The sequence below is a fragment of the Kitasatospora sp. NPDC092286 genome (assembly GCF_044755565.1).
Taxonomy (GTDB): Bacteria; Actinomycetota; Actinomycetes; order Streptomycetales; family Streptomycetaceae; genus Kitasatospora.
Map to the genome: position 1 here is coordinate 15,881 of NZ_JBIVRD010000024.1, position 16,240 is coordinate 32,120.

At 66.1% G+C, this 16,240-nt stretch carries 21 protein-coding genes; 17 read left to right on the forward strand and 4 right to left on the reverse strand.

The window, feature by feature from the left end; translation table 11 throughout:
* Positions 1-319: 319 nt before the first annotated feature.
* Positions 320-3,118 (forward strand): UvrD-helicase domain-containing protein, encoded by a 2,799-nt coding sequence (locus tag ACIQIB_RS23625; RefSeq protein ID WP_400760348.1) that lies wholly within the window; start codon positions 320-322, stop codon positions 3,116-3,118.
* Positions 3,119-3,392: 274 nt separating this feature from the next.
* Entirely contained in the window at positions 3,393-3,752 is a 360-nt protein-coding gene (locus ACIQIB_RS23630; RefSeq protein WP_400760351.1) for a hypothetical protein, read from the forward strand.
* Positions 3,753-3,780: 28 nt separating this feature from the next.
* Here the strand turns inward: ACIQIB_RS23630 and ACIQIB_RS23635 are convergent.
* A protein-coding gene (locus ACIQIB_RS23635) for an IS5 family transposase (RefSeq protein WP_400760354.1) occupies positions 3,781-4,589 on the reverse strand; the annotation gives its coding sequence in 2 pieces (ribosomal slippage) (positions 3,781-4,250 and positions 4,250-4,589; 810 coding nt in all).
* Positions 4,590-4,766: 177 nt separating this feature from the next.
* Between ACIQIB_RS23635 and ACIQIB_RS23640 the strand changes: the two genes are divergently transcribed.
* From ACIQIB_RS23640 to ACIQIB_RS23710, 15 genes are all read left to right on the forward strand, one after another.
* Positions 4,767-5,138: a hypothetical protein gene (locus ACIQIB_RS23640; RefSeq protein WP_400760356.1), complete on the forward strand. Its 372-nt coding sequence runs from the start codon at positions 4,767-4,769 to the stop codon at positions 5,136-5,138.
* A gap of 225 nt (positions 5,139-5,363) precedes the next feature.
* Positions 5,364-6,446 (forward strand): AAA family ATPase, encoded by a 1,083-nt coding sequence (locus tag ACIQIB_RS23645; protein WP_400760359.1) that lies wholly within the window; start codon positions 5,364-5,366, stop codon positions 6,444-6,446.
* Positions 6,447-6,543: 97 nt separating this feature from the next.
* A complete protein-coding gene (locus ACIQIB_RS23650; protein ID WP_400760361.1) occupies positions 6,544-6,714 on the forward strand; it encodes a hypothetical protein in 171 nt (56 codons plus the stop codon).
* Between the two features lie 5 nt (positions 6,715-6,719).
* Complete coding sequence (locus ACIQIB_RS23655) at positions 6,720-7,082, forward strand: HNH endonuclease (RefSeq protein WP_400760517.1); 363 nt, start codon at positions 6,720-6,722, stop codon at positions 7,080-7,082.
* Between the two features lie 174 nt (positions 7,083-7,256).
* Positions 7,257-7,904 carry a cell envelope biogenesis protein OmpA gene (locus ACIQIB_RS23660; protein ID WP_400760362.1) on the forward strand — a complete coding sequence of 216 codons (648 nt, stop codon included), beginning with the start codon at positions 7,257-7,259 and terminating at the stop codon, positions 7,902-7,904.
* Between the two features lie 327 nt (positions 7,905-8,231).
* Positions 8,232-9,167: a hypothetical protein gene (locus ACIQIB_RS23665; protein ID WP_400760364.1), complete on the forward strand. Its 936-nt coding sequence runs from the start codon at positions 8,232-8,234 to the stop codon at positions 9,165-9,167.
* A gap of 62 nt (positions 9,168-9,229) precedes the next feature.
* Positions 9,230-9,973, forward strand: a complete 744-nt coding sequence (locus ACIQIB_RS23670) for a hypothetical protein (RefSeq protein ID WP_400760366.1) — start codon at positions 9,230-9,232, stop codon at positions 9,971-9,973.
* Positions 9,970-10,257 carry a hypothetical protein gene (locus ACIQIB_RS23675; protein WP_400760368.1) on the forward strand — a complete coding sequence of 96 codons (288 nt, stop codon included), beginning with the start codon at positions 9,970-9,972 and terminating at the stop codon, positions 10,255-10,257. The genes ACIQIB_RS23670 and ACIQIB_RS23675 overlap by 4 nt, the downstream gene beginning before the upstream one ends.
* Entirely contained in the window at positions 10,254-10,556 is a 303-nt protein-coding gene (locus ACIQIB_RS23680; protein ID WP_400760370.1) for a hypothetical protein, read from the forward strand. Before ACIQIB_RS23675 ends, ACIQIB_RS23680 begins: the two co-directional genes overlap by 4 nt.
* Positions 10,549-10,779, forward strand: a complete 231-nt coding sequence (locus ACIQIB_RS23685; RefSeq protein WP_400760372.1) for a hypothetical protein — start codon at positions 10,549-10,551, stop codon at positions 10,777-10,779. Before ACIQIB_RS23680 ends, ACIQIB_RS23685 begins: the two co-directional genes overlap by 8 nt.
* A 2-nt stretch (positions 10,780-10,781) precedes the next feature.
* A complete protein-coding gene (locus ACIQIB_RS23690) occupies positions 10,782-10,967 on the forward strand; it encodes a hypothetical protein (RefSeq protein WP_400760375.1) in 186 nt (61 codons plus the stop codon).
* A 77-nt stretch (positions 10,968-11,044) separates the two neighbouring features.
* Positions 11,045-11,674: a hypothetical protein gene (locus ACIQIB_RS23695; protein WP_400760378.1), complete on the forward strand. Its 630-nt coding sequence runs from the start codon at positions 11,045-11,047 to the stop codon at positions 11,672-11,674.
* A complete protein-coding gene (locus tag ACIQIB_RS23700; RefSeq protein WP_400760380.1) occupies positions 11,667-12,536 on the forward strand; it encodes a hypothetical protein in 870 nt (289 codons plus the stop codon). The genes ACIQIB_RS23695 and ACIQIB_RS23700 overlap by 8 nt, the downstream gene beginning before the upstream one ends.
* Before the next feature lie 9 nt (positions 12,537-12,545).
* Complete coding sequence (locus ACIQIB_RS23705) at positions 12,546-12,953, forward strand: hypothetical protein (protein ID WP_400760383.1); 408 nt, start codon at positions 12,546-12,548, stop codon at positions 12,951-12,953.
* Positions 12,946-13,458 carry a hypothetical protein gene (locus ACIQIB_RS23710; RefSeq protein ID WP_400760385.1) on the forward strand — a complete coding sequence of 171 codons (513 nt, stop codon included), beginning with the start codon at positions 12,946-12,948 and terminating at the stop codon, positions 13,456-13,458. Before ACIQIB_RS23705 ends, ACIQIB_RS23710 begins: the two co-directional genes overlap by 8 nt.
* A gap of 169 nt (positions 13,459-13,627) precedes the next feature.
* Here ACIQIB_RS23710 and ACIQIB_RS23715 read toward each other — a convergent pair whose 3' ends face one another.
* The 3 genes from ACIQIB_RS23715 to ACIQIB_RS23725 form a co-directional block, all read right to left on the reverse strand.
* The gene (locus tag ACIQIB_RS23715; RefSeq protein WP_400760387.1) at positions 13,628-14,008 is read right to left on the reverse strand and encodes an HU family DNA-binding protein; all 381 of its coding nucleotides are present in this window, start codon (positions 14,006-14,008) and stop codon (positions 13,628-13,630) included.
* A gap of 132 nt (positions 14,009-14,140) precedes the next feature.
* The gene (locus ACIQIB_RS23720; protein WP_400760389.1) at positions 14,141-14,506 is read right to left on the reverse strand and encodes a hypothetical protein; all 366 of its coding nucleotides are present in this window, start codon (positions 14,504-14,506) and stop codon (positions 14,141-14,143) included.
* 42 nt (positions 14,507-14,548) lie between these two features.
* Positions 14,549-16,207, reverse strand: a complete 1,659-nt coding sequence (locus tag ACIQIB_RS23725) for a hypothetical protein (RefSeq protein WP_400760392.1) — start codon at positions 16,205-16,207, stop codon at positions 14,549-14,551.
* Between the last annotated feature and the right edge of the window lie 33 nt (positions 16,208-16,240).

A 16,240-nucleotide genomic window follows, 5' to 3' on the forward strand; every position in this document is an offset into this window, starting at 1 on the left:
CATCGAAGTGAGATGAGCTGCCGATGAACGACCGCGCGCCTGGGTGACGCGCGGCGTCCGGGGCGTGGCTTTGCCGCATACCCCGGATTCAGAGGCCTGACGGCCCCTGACGGGTGGGTTGAGGGGAGAACCGGCGGGGCTCGCCGACTGAGGAGAGCCCCGCCCGTGTTCGTACCTGCCCCCGGGATCCAGCCCTGTCGCGGTGCATCCGTTCGCCTTTGAGTATTGGACTGACTGTCTACCTCTTGTCGGAATTGCTGCGCGAAGCGATTCAAGCTCTCTCAATCCGCCTCTCGAACCATCGAAGAAAGGCAACGACATGCCTGTCCTGCTTGATGACCTCGATCTCTCGGCCAATGCCGTTGCCCAGAAGGCCGTCGACCCGAAGTTCTTCTCCTCGAAGCTCACCGGCAACGGAAAGAAGCTCGGCCTGCTCAACGAGTCCCTGCTGCCGATCAACACTGCCACCAACACCGCCTACGCCAAGGCCACCGACATCGAGGTCAAGCAGAGCTCGACGCAGCACGACATCACCACGACATCGATCCCGCTCGCACCGATCACGCGCCGCGCTCTGAACGCAGGCGGGTCCTTCACCCTGCCGACCCCACACGCCGACGACCGCTTCGCTGTCGACACCTCGTCCAACCAATTCGACGACTGGAACGTCGCCTTCGACATGACCCCGCAGGCGCTCGTGTTCTACGAGGACAAGTCCGGCGGCACGTCCACGCGCGACCTCGTCATCCAGTACCGGATGGAGCTGTACTTCTTCAAAAAGGGGCTCTCCGAGCCCGAGCGCGCCACCGCGGTCGCACGCGCGGCCGGCTACGGCAACCACAACGCCTCCGTCTTCCTCCAGTGGGACACCAGCCCGCTGGACAACGCTCGCGACTACGTCCAGGACGTGCTCACATCCGCCGGCCTGACCGCCTCCAACCTCGACGATGAGTTCGACGAGTGGATGCGCCAGTACCCGATCTACGAGCGCATCACGCGCCTGGCCCAGATCTGGGACTCCGAGACGATCGCCGACGAGGTCTGCCGCTACATCCAGGACATGCCCGCGAGCCCGACGGAACAGCAGCTGAACATGCTCGCCATCCAGCTGCGCTACCTGGAGAACTACAACGCCCCACTGGAGGCATACCGCCAGATCCACAAGCAGATCGACGCGACCTTCTCCGACCGGGTCGCCACGCAGCTGTCGAAGCAGAACCTCAGCCTGCTGATGAACCACACGCTCGACCACCTGGAGCAGATGAAGGCCCAGCTGGTCGTACCCGCGCAGCCGGCCACGCCTCCGGCACTGCCGGCCCACCTGTCCAAGCAGCAGCTCGACGCGCTCACCACGCACGAGCCGCTGGTGATGACGCAGGCGGGAGCCGGAACCGGCAAGTCGACCGTGATCCTCGAGCGCATCAAGTACCTCGAAATCTGCGGGGTCCCCGCCTCGGACATCACGGTGCTGTCGTTCACCAACGCCGCGGCCGACAACATCACGGAGAAGAACCCGGACGTCGGCTCGATGACGATCGCCAAGATGATCATTGACATCTACTCGATGAACCACCCGCGGCACAAGGTCTCGGCCATCGACACCATCATCAACTCGATCGACATCTTCTACCCGAACAGCCAGTTCGCGGCGACGTTCCGCCACCGCCTGCTGGAGCTCGACCAGAACAGGACCGGTGCCTTCACGGCCCTGAACACCTTCGTCGAGAGCTACTTCGACGAGGTGATATCCCTTCTCGACCGCATCGAGCAGACGTCGCTGGAGCTGCAGATCATCATCTGCTACCAGAAGATCGACGACATGGCCGAGCCGGCCCACGTGCAGTCGAAGTACCTCATCATCGACGAGGTACAGGACAACAGCGTGTTCGAGTTCATCTACGTACTGAAGTACATCACCAAGCACGCTCAGTCCCTGTTCATCGTCGGCGATGCCTCGCAGACGCTGTACGAGTTCCGCTCAGCGAACCCACGCGCGCTCAACACACTGGAGGGCTCAGGGGTCTTCGCGACCTTCAAGCTCACGACGAACTACCGGAGCAACCAGGAGATCCTGGACTTCGCGAACGTCGTGCTCGGCGGACTGGAGACCAACCAGATCGCCAACATCCAACTGCAGGCGAACTCGCTCGCAATGCCTACGGCGGACTCGTTCCAGGAGAAGGTCATTCTGGAGTACCGCGAGGTGGCCAGGCTCACTGGGTTCGTCACCCAGGACCTGCCGGCGATCGTGCGCAACACGGTCATCCCCGACTACGTGGGCAAGTGCCTGGACCGGGGCGAGCAGGTGGCCTTCCTGGCCTTCTCGCGCGCCGAAGTGTCCCTGATCCAGGATGTGCTCGAAAAGCGCTACCCGCACCGTCGCGTCGCCTCTCTGGTCAGCGACCGCGTCTACGCCACGGACATCTTCTCCAAGTACATCAAGTTCTTCTGGAACGACGTCCTGCAGGCACCGCCGACCAACGCCGCGTTCGTGGTCTCCCAGGGGATCAAGGACAACATGGACAAGCTGACGAAGAACGCTGCCAACGCCAACGTTGCGAAGGCGATCCTGCGCACGATCTCCGAGTGGTGGATCGAGAACAGCACGACCATCAACGGCTGGGTCACGCTCTGCCACCAGGGCACGCTCACGCACGAGGCATTCTTCGATCGGCTGCGCGACAACCTCCTCTCCTTCGAGATTCAGCGGAACCAGCAGAAGCTGAACATCAACAAGCAGAAGAACCAGGAACGCAAGCGGAAGAACCTCGAGTCCAAGGCCGACCTGATCGTTTCGACGATCCACGGCGCCAAGGGCCTCGAATTCGACAACACTGTCGTCCTCTACAGGGAGGACACGAAGATGACCCAAGACACCAAGCGGATGTTCTACGTCGCCTTCACCCGTGCCATGAGGAGCCAGTACGTACTCGGCTACGGCACCGTGAAGAACCCCCCGATCCAGAGCAGCTACGAGCAGATCGTGACGGCTCTGACCGAGCGCGACAAGAGGAACGCCGCTCGCGCCCTCGGCATCGATCCGGATCTCCTGGACGACAACGACAGCGCTGCTCCCAGCAGCGCCGACGACCGCTCCGCGGTCACCGCGGCCGTCTGACCAACCGCCGCCACCTCATGCCGCAGGGGCGGGTGTCTCGCTCGTCGAGAACACCCGCCCCAGGGCCTCCAACTGCCGAAGGGCGGGTTCCTCCTCACGGACACCACCGTTCAGAACTTCGCCGCCCCGGACATCACGCCTGACGGCCGCCCCGCGATCCGCTTCACCGTAGGCATGGTGCCTCCTCTCACCCCTCGTAGCCATACCATCCGACGGGGCCGCCGAGCTCCCACAGGACGTCATGGGCCCGAACCAACCGAAACGGAGAACGCCGATGACCATCCAGCCCGGCCAGATCTACCGAGCCGTTTGCCCCAACAGGGCCGACCCGCTTGAGCGACACATCCGCATCAAGGTCACCGCCGAACCCAACCGGTTTAACCTCAGTCGCTGGACCGCTGGCAAGGTCCAAGTCGTCACTCTCACTGACGAAGGGCGGGAGGTTCGGCCCCGCTCCATCAAGGTGAACAAGCTTCACGCCAGCGCGACCACCCGCGACGGTCAGCCCCGCCGCACCGGCTACGTCATAGAGACCCAGCCCGCCCGCTGCCGCTGTCACAGTCGAGACGGTCTGACCGTCAGCCGACACGAGAACGACTGTCCGCTCGCCACCCAGCCCGGCGGGAGCAGTTGATGACCACCCGACCCCGTAACTGATCGTTTCAGAATGAGGTTCGGAGCTTTCGCAGGCAGATGATGCTGCAGGCGAGTTGGAGCAGGCCGAGGTGGAGGTCGGCGCGTATCTCGTAGCGGATCCGCAGGCGCTTGAACTGGTGGAGCCAGGCGAAGGTCCGCTCGACCACCCAACGTGTCTTGCCGAGTCCGGAGCCGTGGGCGACGCCCCGGCGGGCGATCTTCGGGGTGATTCCGCGGCGGCGGAGGATGCGGCGGTACTTGTCGTAGTCGTAGCCGCGGTCGGCGAACAGTCTTCGGGGGCGTCGTCGGGGCCGGCCGCGCAGGCCCCGAATCGGTGGGATGGCGTCCAGCAGTGGTAGGAGCTGGGTGACGTCGTGCCGGTTGCCGCCGGTCAGTGTGACGGCGAGCGGGGTGCCGTACCGGTCGACGATCAGGTGGTGCTTGCTGCCCGGGCGGGCCCGATCGACCGGCGAAGGTCCGGTGTGAGCCCCCCTTTCAGGGCCCTGACGTGCGAGCCGTCGATGGCGGCGTCGTCCATCTCCAGCAGCCCCGCCGCCCGCAGCTCGGCGAGCAGGGCCTCGTGCAGACGCGGCCACACACCGGCCTCGGTCCAGTCCCGCAGGCGCCGCCAGGCTGTGATCCCGCTGCAGCCGGTCCGCTCGGCAGGTACGTCCCGCCAGCTCACGCTCTTGCACAGCACGTACACGATGCCGCGCAGAGCAGCACGGTCGTCCGCGGGGAGCCGGCCGGGGTAGCGGTGGCGTCGCGGCGGACGTGGCGGCAGCAGCGGAGCCACCCGCTCCCACAGGTCATCAGGCACAAGATCATCCGACACGTGGAGCACTCTGCCGCCCGAACACATCAACTGCCAAGCCCCTGAGCTGAACTCATTTTGAAACGATCAGTAAGTACTGACCATCTGCGGTCCTGCCGGCTGCTCGCCGCCGAGTCCTGCCGCGTTCGGCCCGCACCGACCGGCAGGGGGCGGCGCCACCACACTGGGAGGTCCCGAATGGAACTGCTGCAGCTCGGCGCCCCCGCCGACTCGGGCTTCCGCCTCGACCTCGACGGCACCGCCCGCTTCCTCCATGAGGGCTACACCGTCGCGCTCCAGGTGCGCCGCGCCACCCCCGAGGACGTCCGGTCCTACTACGAGCTGCTGGAGAGCGACCGTCACGACGTCCTTTTCACCGGCACGGTGACGCTGGAAGGCATCGATGCGGGCACGGCCTGCGCCGTCGCGAACGAGCGCGACGGTTACAGCATGAGGCAGGCACTGGAGGAGGTTCTACGCGACGCCGTCGACGATGTCCGCCGTACTGCCGTCCGCCTGAGCGCCCGAGTGGAGCAGATCGACCGCACGCTCAGCGCGCAGCAGTCGTAACAGCTTCACCACCCCGACAGAGTGCGGAAGTTGGTCCCGACGAGCAGCACCCGGCCGCGCTTGTCGCAACGCTCCTGATGTCGACAACCGTCACCCGCACCAAGCCCGCGCTCAATGAGAACGAGGGCGTCTACCGGCCGGACGGCGGCGTGCTTCCGATCCGCTGAGTGTCGCTGCCCCGCTGCCATCTCCACCCACTTACGCCTGCGAAAGCGAGAAGTCTTCATGCCCGCATCCACGATCGTCGCCTCCCGCGGGGAGTTCCGCCTCTACGGAGACTCCGTGCAGACCTTCGCCGATCTGCCCGTGGCCACCTACGCGATCTCCTTCTCTCAGGTGGCCGGCTACAGCCTGCGCCAGACGGAGTCGCTGACATCCGCCGAAGAGACCGTCTACGGCAGCCACGCCTCCCGTGTACAGCGGATCGTCACCGGCTACTCCGCCATGGACCGCTCGCTCGGTGTCATCCTCTCCGGCGACAAGGGCATGGGCAAGAGCCTCATGCTCCGCCTGCTCGCCGAGCGTATGCGCGAGGAACACCACCTGCCCACCGTGCTCGTGCAGCACAACACGCCGGGGCTGGCCGCGTTCCTCGACGAGCTGGGCGAAGTCGTCGTCGTCTTCGACGAGTTCGAAAAGATCTTCTCCAACGAGGACGACGAGTCGCAGAACCAGTTTCTGAGCCTGTTCGACGGGCTGAGCACGACGAAGCGCCTCTACGTCCTGTCGGTCAACGAGCTGCACCGCGTCAACGACTACATGCTCAACCGCCCCGGCCGCTTCCACTACCACATGCGCTTCGCCTACCCCGAGCCCGACACGGTCGCCACCTACCTGCGCGACCAGGTGCCCGGAGTAGCCGAGAAGCAGGTGGCCGAGATCGTCGACTTCTCCCGGAAGTACGACATCAACTTCGACCACCTGCGGGCGATCGCCTTCGAGCTGCGCCTGGGCGAGTCGTTCGCTGAGGTGATCGGTGACCTGAACATCAAGCGCAGCGAACACGCCAGCTCGCGGATCGAGGCCCACATCACCTGGAAGAACGGCGACACCGACGTCTTCGACGGTCGTGTCGATCTGTTCAACAGCGACAGCCCGCAGACCATCAACGACTGGGACACCGGCACCGGGTTGCAGTTCCGCATGCGCGACGCAGTCCCGTCCGAGGACGGCTACCTGCTCCCGGATGGTGCCTTCACGCTCACCGACCTCCGTGACGAGGACGACAGGTCGCCCGACGACGAGAGGGACCTGCGTGCCGCCGCGGTGACCCTGTGCCGTCCCCCGAAGTATTCCATCGACTTCTGAGGACGCCCCCCATCCGAACCGTCGAGGAGCCACTCCGGTCTCCTCGGCGGTTCGCTGTCCGGCTCACGCGTTCCTGTACAGAAAGCAGCCTTCGACCATGCTCAAGTACCGCATCGTTTCCGAGCCCGACCCCGGAGCAGAGCATCGTGAGCCCCGAAGGGCCAACCTTTGCCTCGGCACGGCCCGTCTCGTCACGGTCATCGACTCCGAGGACCTGTTCTGGGCGACCAGGCGTGAGCTGACCCCCTTCGGCAACGACCCGCATTGAACGCCATGCAACCAGATCCGACTGTGCTGCTCGTCTGCCTGGCCGTCGCTGCGCTCGGCATCCTGTGCCTCGCCATCGGCGTTGGCCGTAAGCGGCGCCGGCGGGACCCCACCCGGCTTTTCACCTGGTCCCAGAAGCAGCAGCTCATCCGCCAGACCAACGACAGGTGCGAGCACAAGCCGCCCCTTTGGTTCCGGTGCCCGATACCGGGGACTGAGGCCGATCACGTACACCCCTGGAGCCGTGGCGGGCCGACTGAACTGTGGAACGGCCAGTTGCTCTGCCGCCGGCACAACCGGCGGAAGTCCAACCGCGTGCCGAGCCCCCTCTACCGCTGGCGTCTCGCGCGCCGGCGCAAGAGGTACTGACCACCCCGAGTGGCGGCGGGTCCGCTTCCGCGACAACCGCGAGCTGTCCACCCGCGAGGCGCCGCCTTTCGACCAGGAGACCCGCCGCTGCTGGTGTGGCGTGCCATGGCCCCACGACTGGCCAGGCAAGGACGGCGGCCCACCCCACCCACGTGACGCGCAAGGAGACGACCGATGACCACACAGCTGCCGGTGCCGATACGGTGCGCGGGCCGCCCAACCCTGGGCGGCCTGGTCGTCCCGTGGATCACGCTGCATGCTGGCGGCCGGTACCTGTTCGGGGCGCTCGACAAAGACCGGCGCGAACGGGCATTGGCCGAACGACGCTGCCAGGTCTGCGGGCAGAGCTTCGATGAGCGGATCTGTCTCGCGGTGCGGCCTGCCGATATACGAGTCGGGTACACCGGTGAGCCCGGCATGCACCCGGAATGCCTCGCGTACAGCGTGCGTGCCTGTCCGATGTTGTCGGGGGAGGCCACCCGCTACCGGGCCACGCCCGCGTCGTCGGGCCTGCCGGGGGTTGCCGAAGCGGGCCACGGACCGCGTGCCGGACGTCCCGCCGACGCATTCGATGCATGGTGGATCACACCCAGCTCGTACCGTGTGAAGACCGACCCGGAGCACGCTGGCCAACTGCTGGGCGTCGATCTGGACGTGCCCGTGCTGCGCAAGCGGCCCATCCGCCCGGCAGTGGGCCCGGACCTGGACAGCCTGCTCGCCCTTGCCCGCCAGGCTCTCGGACTCGAAGACTCCACGTTCAGCTGCCCGCATCAGCCCGACGGCGCACTCCAACTGCGCAACACCGCAAAGGAGAGCGACTGATGGCCATCCCCCGGCAGTTCGCGATCTCTGAAGCGCTGATCCGCCGGAACCCGCGTGCTGAGGCGTGTAAAGGCCAGCCTAGGACGTCGGGTTCACGAATCCCAGGCTGCTCCCCCTGGAGCTTGTCATGAGTCCCCGCGTCTGCCGCAGGGGCCGTAAGCGACCGATCCCGTACGACTGCAGGTTGGGTGCCGAGCACTCAGGCGCCTGTAGCCCCTTTACCCACCCGCCCAGACCGCCCCAGAACCCTGACGATCACGTCGCTCTTCTCGTGATGAGCAGGGGCGATCGTCAGCGCTGGAGCTGGGCCCCCTCAAGGAGAACCTCGTGATTGCTGCACACTTCAACCCGCTGGACATCGAGTGCCTCGTGAAGACCGCTGTGGAGCTGTGGGAGGAGATCGACCCCAGCGATCTTTCCGAGCATCAGCAGGACACCCTCAACCGCGCACGCGATGCCATACTCGCCGAGCACACTGACCAGCAGCCTTCCCACCCCGAAGTAGTGACCTTCATCAGGCCGCGCCTGGCAGGACAGGCATGGGTGCTGCGCCGCTGGGATCGCCACGAGAACGAGATGACACTCCATGCGGACGAGGACTCCGGACTGGCCGATCTTGCCGAGTACATCCGCGGGGTCTGGGACAACCTCGTTGGCGAGGAAGGCGTCCCCGACCAGCCGCCCACGAACGACCGCGAGGCTGTGCGGCTCTACTATGGCTCCGAGCGCAACAGCCGCCCGGACGAGGGATTCAACCTCTACGCCGAGGACATCGCCAGGCGCGGGCGGACCCGTGTCGTTCCGCTCGACTACCGCTTCCCCGACAAGGATGCGAGCGAGCAGGCGAACCGGGACGCCACCTTCCACCCGCAGATAGACAACAACGGCCTCCCGTGCGTTGAGGTCGACGGTGTCCTGGTCTTTGCCTACCTTGACCACGATGCCGGCACCGTCAGGGTCTCCGTGCACCTCGACTCCGCGGAAGACCGGCTGGTCCGTCCCGACGGCACTGTACCGCTGCGCGTGGAGGTCGAAGACGCCGTGGTGCTGGACGACAGTGCAGAGGGCACCCCCAAGCGGGATCTGCTGAGCAAGCTGCTCAACGCCGCCGATGACCGCCAGGAGCAGGCAATCCGCGAGGCGGCGTTGGCTGCCGGCGTTCTCTGGCGCTGTCCGACCTGTCAGTGGGACAACCCCGGTGAGGCCACCTGCTGTGAAGGTCCTGGCCCCTGCCGCGTCCCGAAGCCGAAGAGGACCAGCTGACGACCCGGCCCTGGGCCGGCTTCCGGTTGACCCAAGGCACGAACTTGAAGGAGCAGATCATCATGAGCGCGAGCATGCTCATCGCCACCATCGCCTACCCGGCCGAACGTACCGAGCCACCGAACTTCGACCGCGGCCGCCAGGTGCTTGAGCAGATCGAGGATCCCGCACTCTTCAGCTTCGACGACCCCCAGATCGAGCTGGAGGGGCTGCTGACGGGTCTCCACGGCGAGTTCAACCTCGTCGGCGAGGACGGTGCAGCACTCATCGAGTACGCCCGGCGCGCTGGTCGCGCCGTCATCGACAACCTCGAAAAGGCCCTCGATTCCCGAGAGACGACCTTCCTCACCGTCGCCGACTACAGGATCTACATTTCCGGCGGACTCTCCACAGGCGGCAGCCCCGCGGATGCGACCAGCGCGATCTGGAACGCCTACAAGTTGCCCGAGAGCGTGCTGGTGGCCATGGGCTTCATCCCGCACCACGAGTTGCCCCTCTCGCGTGCGAACGGCGGCGGGAACCATACGCCCCTCACCGACACCGACGTAGTCGACGCGATCGCGCTCGGCCTCGGCACCTCCCCGGACTGGCCCGGTGAACACACCCTCGCATGGATCGCCGACACCATCGGCAAGGTGCGCAGCCACCCCGGAGGTCGCGATCCCCGGCAATACCAGGCTGAGTTCGCCGAGAAGCACGCCGTCGATCCGCTCGACGACAGCTTCCTGGCCATGTACGTCGACGCGGATCCCCACCTCTCGGCTGGCCACTGCGATGTCCCGGTGACTGGTGAGGCACCGTCGTGACGCGCTTCTCGCCCCTCCGGCTGCTCGCCCAAGCTTTCCTGAGCGGCGTGGCTGGAACCCTGGCCGTGACCGGCATCTGGTTCGCGGCCGCGGGCGAGACACCGTCGCCGATGACGGGCCTGGTGTGCGCGCAGATCATGACCACCGCGTGGTCGCTCGTCCAGGCCGTCCGCTTCCGGCGCAAGTGGCAAGCAGTCCTTGACTCCTACAGCAAGCCTGCCCTGGGCGAAGGCGTCGACATTCCGCACCGGCCACCAGCCGACAACGAGGAGGACAACCCGTGAACGCCGAGCAGTGGAACGCCCTGCACCCGATCGGCACGCCGGCGGTCGCGTATCCCGGTGTCCGCCCGGAGGACCCGCTCGCGGCCGCGGTCCGGAAGCGGCAGGCGGACGGTCGATTCCTGGAAGAGGCTGACGCGGACCTGTGCCGCGCCCTGACGACCGTCACGCGTACTCCGGATTGGACGCTCGGCCACGGCGACCCCGTGGTGTCCGTCGAGGGCTACCCGGGCGGCATCCACCTCACCCACATTGACGTGATCGTGGAAGCCCCGTCCGAGGTAGCGGTGTCTCGTGGCTGACTACACGTTCGAGACGGTCACCACCAGTGTGTACCGCTGGATCATCCCCGCCCCCGAGCCTTGGGGCGCCGCAGCGGAAGAGATCAGCAAAGCGTGGGCCGTGGCCGCCGACGCTTACCGGGAGACGCACGACCTCGCCCGTACTGAGCCGATCCCCGGAGATGTCCTCCGCTTTCACGTCCGCGACGACGCCATCGTCATCGAATTCACCACCGAGGAGTGAGCATGACCGAGCGAATCGACCTCAAGCCCGCACGACCGCGCGCCCCCCTGCGACCGCTGCGCGACTCGTCGTTCTGGGGCGCTGGCATGGGCGGCATCTTCACCTGCTACCGCATCGACCTGGCCCTGCGGCTCTACCGAGAGCATCATGCCCAGCAGGTCGAGACCCCCGAGGCGGTGCCGGCATGAGCTCCCGTCCGGTTCAGGCCCCAGTGATTGACACGGCGAGCGGCGATGAAGTCCACCCCGCCTTCGGCGTTGCGGTCGTGACGCGCAGTCATGGATCAGGCCGTTCGCTGTTCCAGTCCGACCTGCTCCACAACGAGACCGTCTCGCTCTTCGTCCGCGAGGCCACGCGAGGGCGTGACCTCAACCACGACTGGGTCCATCCGGGCCGGGAGCTCGTGGAGATCGAGATGAGCCTCGCACAGTGGGGCTCGCTCGTGTCCTCCATGGGTCTCGGCAGTGGCGTGCCGGTGACCATCCGGAGTACTGAGCGCGACGCCTTCCTGCCCGAGATCCCGCACCAGCCCCGCACCGCCGAGAACCTGCGGGAGGTCCGGGAGGTCACCGACCGGATGTACGTCCGCGTCAAGGAGGCCACGGCGGCGCTGCACGACGCGATCCACGCGAAAAAGGGCGTGAGGGCCACCAAGGAAGCGCTCAACGCGCTCGAGAACGCCGTCGCCCATGTGGGCAGCAACGCCCAGTTCGCCGTCGACTCGCTGGTGGAGGCTGGTGAACAGGTCGTCGCCCAGGCCCGCGCCGACATCGAGGCCCACGTCCTGGAGGTCGTCCGGGTGACGGGTGCCGCGCCCTCCATCGAAGCCCCGCCATTCGGTGCCCCGGCGCTGCCGGAGCCCGTTGCCAGCGGAGGGAAGTCCACCGGTGCCTGAAAACGTCGTGCCCGACGAGCTGTTCGATGCCGACAATCACACCCTGGCCGGCCGCTCCGACTGGATCGTCCAGGACGGCGGGCTCATTCGTGCCCCCATGGTCGGCGACTTCGTCCCCGAGTCCCTCCAAGCCCCCCTCCGGAGGCCGACTGAAGCACCAGCCTCGACGACGAGGGGAACGCCAGCCATGAACGCACGCACGGCCATGGAGACGCCCTCGCGGCCCCGGGCCGTCATCGTCGACATCGACGGGATGGCCGCCAAGCATGTGCTGCCCGACGGCACACTGCTGCGGGGCCATCACGACTACAGCCTGGTGGTCCGGGATCTGCCCAACCCGCCGGTCATCGATACTGTGAACGCGCTGTGGAACGCTGGTCACCAGATCATCTTCTGCTCTGGCCGGCCCGAGCGTGACGACCGGGGGTACAGCGTCCGCGCTGCGACCCGGCGCTGGCTGGGCCGGCACCTGGGGGAGTGGGCTGACGATTCCCTGCTGCTGATGCGTGGCCAGGGGGACAGGCGCCTGACCACGCGGTCAAGCACGAGCTGTTCAACGCCCACATTCGTGACGCCTACGACGTCCTCCTGGCCCTGGACGACCGTGACCGAGTGGTGGCCCTGTGGCGCTCACTCGGCATCGTCTGCCTGCAGGTCGACGAGGGGAACTTCTGAAGCCGCGACCGCCCATCCAACAGGACCCGCGCTCCGGCCTCGCACGGCGCGAAGTCGCAGCACGGTCTCCTCTTTCTCCTGCCCGGCCCGCCTATCGGAGATGGAGCGATCCATCAATTGCCGCCCATATCGACTCGGCGAGAACCGTCGCATTCGAGTCGACAACAAGCTATTCCCGGATGAGTAGACTGAAGGAATGACTCACAACAGCAATGCTCACGACAGCAGCACTCCCGACGCCGACCTCCCGAGGTTCCCCGTCAATGTCGTCCCGGCCAACCAGCTCAGGCGCGAGGACCTCGCCACGGTGCTGAACACCTTTCGCCGCGGCCAGATCACCCCGCTGATCTTCGGAGACCACAACAAGCCCGAGGCAGTGATCATCCCCTTCGCCGCGTTCGTGCGCCTAATGAAGTACGACCACGCGGCCCACGTCCGTACTGAGGGTGCTTTCCAGGCCGAGCTCTCCCGCCGCATCCAGGAGTCCGACGCCACCGGCGAGGCGGGCATGACCGTCGAAGAGCTCGCCGAGAGCCTTGGCCCGCTCGGTCAGCAGTGGGCGGATGAGCATCGTGCTGTCCAGCAGGAGAAGCGTGATGAGTGAGCATCAGCCTCCCATCCGCTTCCTGCCGACGACCGGTCTCAAGCAGGACCTCCAGGCGCTCCATGACGCTGCGGTGATGCACCCCCAAGGACCGGAAGACCGGCTCCTGCGGGTGGCTCTCAATCAGCTGGGACGGATCAAGCAGGGCGCGCCAAGTACGCACCCGCTGGAATACCTGTCCAGTTATCCCGACCTCTCCGATTGCGAGACCACGTACGTCGGCGCAGATCCGGGTGCAAAGCCCTCGCACCGGATCGTCTGGCGGGAGCGCGCGCCCCAGCGCCCGGGCGAGCCCGTCACTCGCGAGATCATCGCCCTGGGCGAACGCGCGAATGGGCAGGCCTACTACATGGCCGGCCAGCGTCTGGGTCGCCCCGTGGGCTTCACGCTCGCCGAGCTGGCTGCGCAGCGCGAGCCGATCGCGAGGGACCCGCGACCCCGACAGCGCTCGATCGGAAGTTTCGGCACACCATCCACGAACGAGCCGGACTTCCAGTTCGAGTGACCTGTACCTCGCAGAGGCTGGCGTGTTCATCGTCCTGGTCATCGTGCTTGTGCCGATCTTCGCCATCGTCGACGGCCGAGCCTCGCAACTGCACTCGTCCCACCGTGAAGAGAACCCCCATGATGCCTGTGCATCATGGGGGTTCTCTTTTCTGCTCGCTCCTCGTTGTCTACGATGCGGCCCGTAGCTCACGATCCTCGGTGACGTTCTCGAACTCGTCGGCATCCTTGATCGCCCCGTGGGTCTCCGGTGAGATGTCGTCCTCATTGCCCCCCAGTCGGCGGTTGAAGCTGCTCGATGCGGAGAACTTCAGAACCACGTAGTCGTCGACGTTGCTCTTGCCGAAGCGCACCTTGTGACCCTTGTGGTCCTGTCGGTAGAAGCGGCCGAAGCTCGTGAGCACGACCGTCTCTCCGCAGCCGACTGCACCCGTGAGTTCACCAAGCAACGACTCGTACACCTTGTTCACCACTCGGATCGGCAACTCGCTACGAGACGCGACCCGCGAGATGAACTCCCGCTTGCTGACACGCGGATTCGTCTTCTCCATGCCTACACCCTGCCCTGTCGTCGTTCATGCAGATGTTTTACTTAGAAACCAGTCTACCGAATATAGCCATGAGTCGAGAGGGGTGGTCGATCTTATCGAGCGCACTCGCGATGCCTATCGCGACTCATTTTGCTAGAGCTCCAGATCTGGCTCGATCTCCTCTCGCTCGTCCTTGGGCGCATAGTCGACCGACTCGATGATGTTCCGTGTGTTCGGATCGCGGCGCTGGTTCACGACCTTGTTGTGGGACTCCTCGAACCGCTGCTGCGCCGCCACGCGGTGGGCCGCGTCGAGCTTCGCGCCGATGTTGCGCTCCCCGAACTCCATCATCGAGCTCAGTGACGACTTCGCGCCATGCTTGATCGCGTTGACGTGCGGCTTGTTCTGCGCCCGCTGCTGCTCCCATCGGCTCCGGTCCTCCGGCGTGACGTAGCCGAACATCCGCGCGAAACGAGATCCGAACCTGACCTGCTGTTCCTCGCTCTGTTCCTGGCTCATGACCCCTCCTCCTGCTCCTTGTTCGCGTTTCTCGGATCGCCCTCAGGCGGGCTGGTAGTCCTCGGAACCGGCCTCATCCTGCGGGCCGGCCCGCTGCTCGGCCGACGGACCCATAGGGCGCGGCCGCGGCTTGCGCCGCTGCTCCTCGAAGAAGGCACCCGGGTCGTCTACCGCGGCCTGCAGCGTCTGCTGCCACTTCTCTCCGAGGGTCCGCTTCAGCTCGGCCTCAAGATCCGGGTACTTCTCGTTCACTGCCTCCATCGCATCGACGTACGCGTTGGAGTAGACCCGCTGCTGATCCTCGGGCGGCAGGCCGTCGATGTCCATGCTCGCGATCATCACCTCGGACTGGTCCAGGCGGTGCTGGAGCATGTCGGGCAGCCCGCTGGTGTCCAGCCCCTGTTTCTGCGCCGCGAAGCCGACCAGGTAGCCGAGCATGTTGCCCCCGTAGCTCTCTTGGTCGCCGCGGCTCATCGCGTCGAGCAGCGAGGTCTTCATCGTCTCGGCGAGCTGGATCTGGTGGGCGTCCGCGTCCATGGGCCGGCGCAGCGTGAACATCGCGTCCTCGGGCAGACGCCGGCCCAGCTGGTCGTCGAACTCCCCGCTCCACACCGTACGGACACGGTCCGAGCCCGCGATCCGCTCTTCGTGCGCGGGTGCCTTGACGATCCGACCGTGGGCTACTCCGTTGAACATCGTGCACAGCTCGGGCTCGTACTCCATCCGCTCACCGATGATCCGTCGCGCGCGCTGGACGACCTCCTGGCGCTCCAGGCCGTCCTCACTCATCTGCTCGTGCAGCCGCTTGCGCATTGCCCAGTAGCTATCGCGGATCAGGCCGATGTCCGCGCCCGGCTCACGCATCTTCCAGAAGGCGTTCTCCATGAGTGCGACCTCGGTCATGGCTGCCGAGTCCAGAGTGAACATCTCCCGGTGGCCGCGCTCACGGTGCCGCATGGCGTCGAAGCGCTTGCGCCACTTCGTCGTCAGGTGGTCACGCGGATCCGTGCTGCCGACCAGGCGCCCGCGCCGGGCGTCGCTCGGCACGTCATGGAAGATCCTCTGCCGGTGTGCGATGCCGCTCTCGGCAGAGGCGACCATGCCGCGGGTCCTGGTGTCGATGCGCTCCTGGATCTTGTCCTTGAGAGGCTGGAGGTAGCTGTCCATCTCCTTCTTGAAGTCCGGGGCGAGCATCCGCATCGTCATCACCATGCCGACCGCCTGGATGATCGAGTTGGCATTCACGCCGCGCGAGAGCGGCTTGAGGCACGACTGCATCATCATCTGCATGTAGACGTGATGCATGACGCCGAGATCCCGCGTCCGCTCCGTGTCGTTGAAGCCGGGCACCAACAGCTTCGAGTCCCGCAGCGAGGCCATGTACTTCTCACCGGCCAGCCGCGTCTCCGCCCGGAGCTTGAGCAGTTGCTCGCGCTGATCCAGACCCTCGCTCTCGTCCTCGGCCCGGTCGACGTCGATCTGGTGCACGCGCTCACGGTCGGCCATCCGCTCCCGGGTCTTCTTGCCGAAGAACCCGCGGTTACGGTCCCGGAGCCGATCGCGCCAGACGCGCGCACCGTCAGCATCCTCCGGTCCCGGCTCGCCGATCACTTCAGCGTCGATCGGCTCGTCCGAGCGCGAGTCCGACTCGGCATACGTTTTGCCTTCCGGCTCACCGGCCTGATGCCGGTCGTCGCCCACGGGAAGCACCTTGGCCGCGCGCCGACGGCTTGG